Genomic DNA, 6,342 nt, shown 5'->3' with positions numbered 1-6,342 from the left:
GTACCGCGACGCCGACGGTGTCCCCGGCGGTCAGGCCACGGGCCCGCAGCCCGGCCGCGTAGGCCTCGGCGAGGTCGGCCACGTCCCCGCGGGTGGCGTGCACCCGGGGCGCGCCCGCGCGGGTGCAGCCCAGGACGGCCGGGCGGTGCGGATGGGCCCGCAGCGTGTGCGCGAGACGGTCCAGCATCAGCGCGGATCCTCCCCGTGGCGCCCGCTGCCCTTGTCGAGGTACCAGCGGGCGGTTCCGACGACCCCGTAGGCGCGCAGCCGTCGCGTGGAGTTCTCCACGATCATCCCTTCGCAGCGGGTGATGGCGGCGGTGTGGCGGCGCACCCGGTTGAGGAACGCCCGGTCGGTGGGGGAGGGGCGTCGTGGCATGCCACCGGCGGCGAGGTACAGAGCGGCGGTGATGGCCATGTTGTTGCCCGCGTGCATCCGGTACGGCGCGAGATACCCGTGCCCCCTGCGGTGCGCGGGCCGCAGCCGCCCGAAGAGGGCCGCGAGCAACACCAGGACGCGGAAGGCGGCCCGGCCCAGCGGTCCGTGCTCGTCGCGGCGCGCGGTGAGCCGTCCGCAGGCCATGCCCCGTTCGGTGGCGCGCAGCGCGGCCCGCGCGGCGGCCGTCCAACCGGGCCGGGGCAGACAGTCGGCGTCGGTGCGGGCGACGATCTCGGCGCCGTGTTCGATCGCGTACCGGAACCCGGTGTCCACGGCGCAGCCCACGCCCTTCTCCGGCTCCGTCAGCAGCAGGACGGGGAAGGCGGCGCGCCGGGCGAAGCGGCGGACGACGTCCGGGGTGGCGTCGGTGGAGGCGTTGTCGACGACCAGCAGGGTGAAGTCACGGTCGCGCTGTGCGGCGAGCGCGTCGAGCGTGGCGCCGATCCGGGCGGCTTCCTGATGGGCCGGAACCACGACCCACATCCGGCTCATGACGCCTCCCACACGAGGGTCATGATGCTGACGCCGCCCCCGAGGCCCACGAACAGCACCCGGTCGCCCGGCGCCAGCCGCCCGTGCACCCGGTCCAGCTGCACCCCGAGCGACGCGCTGGCCACATTGCCCAACTCGCCGACCGTGACGACGAGTTTGTCCCGTGGCACACCGGTCGACTCGATGAACCGCTCCAGGTACGGCACCGTCACCTGGTGGACGAGCACCCGCGCGAAGTCCCGCCACTCCAGACCGGTCCGGTGCCGCATGCCGTCCAGCACCGACACCCCCACCTTCTCGAAGACGGTGCGCAGTCGTGTGCCGTCACCGCGGAAGTACGTCTGCTCCTCGTCGCGCGGATGCCGGGAGCCACCGCCGAAGATGCCACCGGCGGCCCAGTGTTCGGAGTGGGTCCGGGTGTCGACGTCGAGGATGCCGCCGCGGTCCACCGGCTCGACCACCACCGCCGCACCCGCGTCGCCGAAGGTGTATCCCGCGAAGGCGTCGCGGAACGCCGCGCGGCTCCCGGGGGCGCGGCGCATGGCGCGGCTCGGGGTCTCGCCGGTGACCACCAGCGCCCGGCCGGCCCGCCCGGCGAGGATCATCGCCCGTGCCATGTCGATGCCGTTGACGAAGCTGTTGCAGGCGTTGGTGACGTCCAGTGCGTGGGCCCGGGAACCGAGTTCGGCCTGCACCACGTGCGCGGTGGCGGGTTCGGTCATGTCACGGGTCGCGGAGGCGAAGAGCAACAGGTCGATGTCGAGCGGGTCGAGCTCCGCGGCGTCCAGGGCCCGCCGGGCGGCGCCGATCGCGAGCGTCGAGGCGTACTCCCCGTCCGCCGCGATCCGCCGCGCGCCGATCCCCGTCGTTCGCTCGAACACCCCGTGCGGCAGCGGGAGTCCGCAGCCGCGTGCCACCTCGCCGCGCAACTCCTCGGAGGTGAGCCGCCGCCGTGGCAGCCAGGAGCCGACGGAGGTGATCCCCACCCGAGGGGGACGCGCGGGCACGGCCGGTGAACTGGGCATGGGGTCAGCATCATCGGGGTGATCGGCCGCGACATGAGTACGGGTACTCAAAAGCCACCGGGACCAGGGCGTTCGCCGAGCGGCGGAAGATCCGTGTTGATCCCTGTTGATCCCCGCAGATTCCCGTACAACCATCCTGGGCCTCCACATGTCACCTAGACGACGCAAAAAGCGTCCTAGGGTCACAAGGGGGAAATATGAAGATTTCGCGCTATGTTGCCGCGACCGCGGTCCTGGCGTCCGCCGTCGCGGGCTCCGTGGTCCTGGCCCCGTCCGCCTCGGCGGCGGCCACGGCCGCGTACAACGGGGCCTGCGGCAGCGGGTACAAGGTGGTGAACTCGGCGCCGATCGGCACCCAGGGCACCGTCTTCCTGACGTACAACTCGACCAAGGGCAAGAACTGTGTCGTCACCGTCCGCAACTCGACGGGCGCGGCGAAGAACATGTTCGCCTACCTCTATGTGAACGGCTCGGAGGAGTCGCAGCTGGACGAGGGCCTGTACACGTCCTACGCAGGCCCGATCTACGACTACGGGCGCGGGAAGTGCGTCGACTGGGCCGGGGGCATCGACAACCAGTCGACCTTCACCTACGGGTCGAACTGCGCGTCCCTCAAGGAGCACCGGGTGACCAAGGGCTGGTAATCCCCACGGCCCTGCTCACCGCGTCACCTGACGCACCACCACCCCACGGGTCGCCGCCGCTGTCGCTCAGCGGCGGCGACGCCGTGTCACGAACACCCCGGCGGCCGTCAGGACCGCGGCCGCCGAACCGCCCGCGACCAGCGGCATCGCGGTGCCACCGCCCTTGGTCTCATCGGCACGGTCGGCAGCGTTGTCGGTCTCGTCGGTGTTGTCGGTCTCGTCGGTGTCGTCGGCGGGCGTCCGCGCGCCGCTGTCCTTCGCCCCGGCGGAGAGCACCACGTCCGAGCAGGAGTAATACGTGTCCGGCGTACTGGAGTTGCGCCAGATCGTGTACAGGAGCTGACGGCCGGTGCGGTCCGACGGCAGCTTCGCCTTGAGGTGGTACGCACCGTCGGTCAGCTCCGGGTCCTTGACCTTCGCGAACGGTTTCGCATCGAGATCGGACCACTTCAGCGGCCGCGTCGGATCGTAGCCCGGCTTGGTGAGATACAGCTCGAAGGTCCCGGTGTGCGGAATCGTCGAGCTGTAGTCGAGCGTGAGCTCGGACCCGGGGGCGAGACGCGTCGAGGGCCAGTCCGCACGCGGCAGATCCAGCCCCCGGTAACCCTCGATGCCCGCGCTGCACAGCTTTCCGTCCGGGATCCGCTGCCGGTCCTTGCCGTTCACATCGGCGATGCGCAGGTTGTCCCACTCCTCGAACGCCGCGCCCCCGGCCGCCTTCGCCGCCTCGCAGGCCGCCGACCGCGCCTCCCGCCCGCCCTCCGGTGAGCACGCCGCCGTCCGGCTGATCGGATCCACCGGCGCCCCGTGGGCCAGGGCGGGTCCGGCACCCACCGCAGTGAGCAGCAGCGAGACGGTTCCGGCGAAGGCGGCCGAGGCGGCGATGCGATGCACGGTCATGCCGGGGAGTACGAGGGGGAGGAGCGGTGTGTTCAACCGGTCTTCAGCCGACCGCCGGTGGGGGTGTCACTTCCCCAGCGTGCGCTCGAAGAGCGCCAGCAGTTCCCGCCAGTGCCGGTCCTCCGCCGCGGCGTCGTACATCGCGGTGTCGACCTGGGTGAACCCGTGGTGGGCGCCCCCGTACACCTCGCTGCGGTAGCGCACCCCGGCCGCGTCCAGCGCCTGCTCCAGGACGGCGATCTGATCCGCCGGAATCGACGGGTCCTGGTCGGCGTGGCCGAAGTACAGCTCCGCCGACACCCGGTCGACGAGCCGGTGCGGGCTGTCCGGGGCGTCCGTGACCAGATGGCCGCCGTGGAAGCTGGCCGCGGCCGCGACCCGCTCGGGGTGGGCCGCCGCGGTGCGCACCGCCAGCACGCCGCCCATGCAGTAACCGACGCTGCCCACGGGGCCGTCCGTGGCCAGGGGAGAGGCGGCCAGCCAGTCCAGGTACGCACCGGCGTCCCGCGTCGCCAACTCCGGCGTGTGGGCCTTCATCAGCGGGCCGAGCTGGTCGAAGAGGTCCGAGCGCTGCGAGGGGTCGATGAACTCCGGCAGATCCACCACGGGCGCCCGCCCCGCGCGGTAGAGGACGTTGGGCACCAGCACGGTGTAGCCGTGTCCGGCGAGGCGCTTCGCCGCGTCCTCGACCGAGGCGCGCGGCCCGAAGGCGTCCGGGTACAGCAGGACGCCGGGATGCGGATGACCGTCGTCGGGGTGGGCCAGGTAGGCGTCGGCGACCCCGTCGGGGGTGGGGACGTCCAGGGAGGTGCCGTGCGCGGAAGCCATTGCCGCACCTTTCTCTCGCGTCGTGGGGGCGGCCCCACCGTATCGCTGTGCTCCCCGCGTCCCGTGGACCGGATCCGGCGAACCGGCCTCCCCGGCGAAGGGCGAGGGCGAGGGGCGACGGAGGTGTACGACCCCGGAGGGAGGTGTGGGGAGTCGAAGGGAATTGTCCGAAGACACCGACCAGGCGGTATGCCGATGATGCAATAGCGGGAGAGGTCTGGCCCCCGAGCGGACCGGGCCTCATGATGCCGCGTTGAGCGGCACATCGCACGTCAGAGGTGGAGGAACGTCATGCACCCAGTCACCGGCTCCCGCGCCGCCGGCCCCGCCGCCGCGCGCTCCGCCAGCCGACTGTCTGCCGACAGGGCCCGGGGGCTGCCCCGGATGCCCGCCGCCCGCCCGCCCATACGCTCGCGGGCCGACCCCGAGGCCATCGCGCTGCTGCACCGTACCGCCCGCGTCCTCATCGACGAACTGCCGCGGCTGACCGATGAGGTGGTCGCCCTGATGCGGGAGCGAGAACCCGTCTACAACTCGGCCTCCATCGATCCGCAGGAGCTGTGGCGGGACGTCAACGACTCGCTGTCCAACAACGTCCGCTCCCTGCTGTACCCCAAGGAGACCCGGGAACCGGCCCGTTCCGTCTCCTGGCGGATCGGCGCCGACCGCGCGGCCCAGGGCCTCCCGCTGGACGCGCTGCTGCACGGCTTCCGCATCGGGTGCACCGTCGTCTGGGACGAACTGGTCGAGACGGCCTCGCGCGAGGACCCGGTCGGTGCCCGGGGGCTGGTGCACGTGGCGTCCGACATCTGGCACTTCGTCGACGAGCACTGCACGCTCGTCTCCGAGGCGTACCACGAGGTCGGACGGCAGCTCGCCTGGCACCGCGAGAACCGGTTCCGGATCATCATCGAGGCGCTGCTGGACGGCACCGCCCGGGTGAGCGACTTCCCCGAAGCGGAGGAGGTGCTGGGCCTGCCCGAGCAGGGCCGTTACGCGGTCGTCGCGCTGGACCACACGGGCTCCGGCCCCGGCGCGCCGCGCCCGCCGGAGATCCACGGCGGCGGCCGTACGGTGTGGCACACGGGGGAGTCCACCGCCCACGCGATCGTCCTCCTCGGGGACGTCCACCCCCGGGAGATGGCCCGGGCCCTCACCGTCCCGCCCGGCGCCCGGGCCGGGGTCAGCCCCGCCGTCACCGGCCTGGCCTCGGTGAACGCGGCCCGCCTGCTCGCCGATACGGCGCTGCGCGCATGCCCCGCCACCGGCGAGGCGGCGCTGCTGGAGGAGCACTACCCGGAGGCCCTGGTGGTGTCCTCCCCGGACCTGGCCGCCGCGCTCGCCGACCGGATGCTCGGCCCCGTCCTGGCGCTCGAACCCGCCGACCGGGACGTCCTGCTGACGACCCTGACGGCCTGGCTGGACGCCGACGGATCGGCGCGCGAGGCGGGGCGGGCGCTGTTCTGCCACCGCAACACGGTGCTCAACCGGCTGCGCCGCTACGAGCAGCTGACCGGGCGTACGCTGCACCGCCCGCGCGACGTCGTCGAGTTGTCGCTCGCCCTCGCGGCGCACGGGCTGCTGTCACCCTGACCGGGGCCGTGAAGGATCCTGCGTGAGGATCCGGTATGGACCTTTGCGGCCCCGGAAGCCGGTGACGGATCCTCACGGCCAGGAAGAGTGTGGGCGTGCACAACGCCCGCCAGTGGATCATGTGCCTCTGCCACGCGGTCCCCCGACGGGCTGTACGGGGGTCCCGGTGAGCTGCTGTCGTGGCGGTCCCGTCCCACCCGTACTGGACGGTTCCGCCACGAGGAGCACGACATGTCCGAACACGCATGGGGGCAGACCACACATCCGCGCCCGGTGCGCACCGCCGAGGTCATGCCACCGCGGCCGCCGGAGGCGATGGGCCCGCGCCCCGGCCCGAGCCCCGACTCCCCTCCGGACCACCGCGGGGAGCGCCGGGCGCGGCGCTCGTCGCCGTGGCGGCGGCCGTGGCCGTGGACGGCGCG

6 protein-coding genes and 2 pseudogenes are annotated in these 6,342 nt (G+C 72.8%); 3 read left to right on the top strand and 5 right to left on the bottom strand.

What is annotated here, in order from left to right; translation table 11 throughout:
• From EEJ42_RS35690 to EEJ42_RS35680, 3 genes and pseudogenes are all read right to left on the bottom strand, one after another.
• Positions 1-187, bottom strand: a pseudogene (locus EEJ42_RS35690) (long-chain fatty acid--CoA ligase); the annotation flags it as partial.
• A complete protein-coding gene (locus EEJ42_RS35685; RefSeq protein WP_246097588.1) occupies positions 187-930 on the bottom strand; it encodes a glycosyltransferase in 744 nt (247 codons plus the stop codon). The gene EEJ42_RS35685 and the pseudogene EEJ42_RS35690, both read right to left, overlap by 1 nt.
• On the bottom strand, positions 927-1,955 hold the full coding sequence (locus EEJ42_RS35680; protein ID WP_123106354.1) for a 3-oxoacyl-ACP synthase III family protein: 1,029 nt from the start codon (positions 1,953-1,955) through the stop codon (positions 927-929). The genes EEJ42_RS35685 and EEJ42_RS35680 overlap by 4 nt, the downstream gene beginning before the upstream one ends.
• Positions 1,956-2,152: 197 nt before the next feature.
• Between EEJ42_RS35680 and EEJ42_RS35675 the strand changes: the two genes are divergently transcribed.
• Positions 2,153-2,599 carry a spore-associated protein A gene (locus EEJ42_RS35675; RefSeq protein ID WP_123106353.1) on the top strand — a complete coding sequence of 149 codons (447 nt, stop codon included), beginning with the start codon at positions 2,153-2,155 and terminating at the stop codon, positions 2,597-2,599.
• Positions 2,600-2,665: 66 nt separating this feature from the next.
• Here the strand turns inward: EEJ42_RS35675 and EEJ42_RS35670 are convergent, their stop codons facing one another.
• Positions 2,666-3,499, bottom strand: a complete 834-nt coding sequence (locus tag EEJ42_RS35670) for a lytic polysaccharide monooxygenase auxiliary activity family 9 protein (RefSeq protein ID WP_123106352.1) — start codon at positions 3,497-3,499, stop codon at positions 2,666-2,668.
• Positions 3,500-3,565: 66 nt separating this feature from the next.
• Positions 3,566-4,327, bottom strand: a complete 762-nt coding sequence (locus tag EEJ42_RS35660) for a dienelactone hydrolase family protein (RefSeq protein WP_123106351.1) — start codon at positions 4,325-4,327, stop codon at positions 3,566-3,568.
• A 291-nt stretch (positions 4,328-4,618) separates the two neighbouring features.
• On the opposite strand from EEJ42_RS35660, the gene EEJ42_RS35655 reads away from it, so the two are divergent.
• Both EEJ42_RS35655 and EEJ42_RS50425 read left to right on the top strand, forming a co-directional pair.
• Positions 4,619-5,920, top strand: coding sequence for a PucR family transcriptional regulator (locus tag EEJ42_RS35655; protein WP_123106350.1), 1,302 nt, complete (start codon positions 4,619-4,621; stop codon positions 5,918-5,920).
• A gap of 231 nt (positions 5,921-6,151) precedes the next feature.
• Positions 6,152-6,342, top strand: a pseudogene (locus tag EEJ42_RS50425) (hypothetical protein); the annotation flags it as partial.

Source organism: Streptomyces botrytidirepellens (assembly GCF_003721215.1).
Lineage (GTDB): Bacteria > Actinomycetota > Actinomycetes > Streptomycetales > Streptomycetaceae > Streptomyces > Streptomyces himastatinicus.
Note: the sequence above shows the minus strand (reverse complement) of the source record. Positions and strands in the feature narration are given on the sequence as shown.

What these genes read in the sequence shown, in the direction of transcription:
- EEJ42_RS35660 (WP_123106351.1), bottom strand. Translation starts at nt 4,327, where the DNA reads ATGGCTTCCGCGCACGGCACCTCCCTGGACGTCCCCACCCCCGACGGG.
- EEJ42_RS35680 (WP_123106354.1), bottom strand. Translation starts at nt 1,955, where the DNA reads ATGCCCAGTTCACCGGCCGTGCCCGCGCGTCCCCCTCGGGTGGGGATC.
- EEJ42_RS35675 (WP_123106353.1), top strand. Translation starts at nt 2,153, where the DNA reads ATGAAGATTTCGCGCTATGTTGCCGCGACCGCGGTCCTGGCGTCCGCC.
- EEJ42_RS35685 (WP_246097588.1), bottom strand. Translation starts at nt 930, where the DNA reads ATGAGCCGGATGTGGGTCGTGGTTCCGGCCCATCAGGAAGCCGCCCGG.
- EEJ42_RS35670 (WP_123106352.1), bottom strand. Translation starts at nt 3,499, where the DNA reads ATGACCGTGCATCGCATCGCCGCCTCGGCCGCCTTCGCCGGAACCGTC.
- EEJ42_RS35655 (WP_123106350.1), top strand. Translation starts at nt 4,619, where the DNA reads ATGCACCCAGTCACCGGCTCCCGCGCCGCCGGCCCCGCCGCCGCGCGC.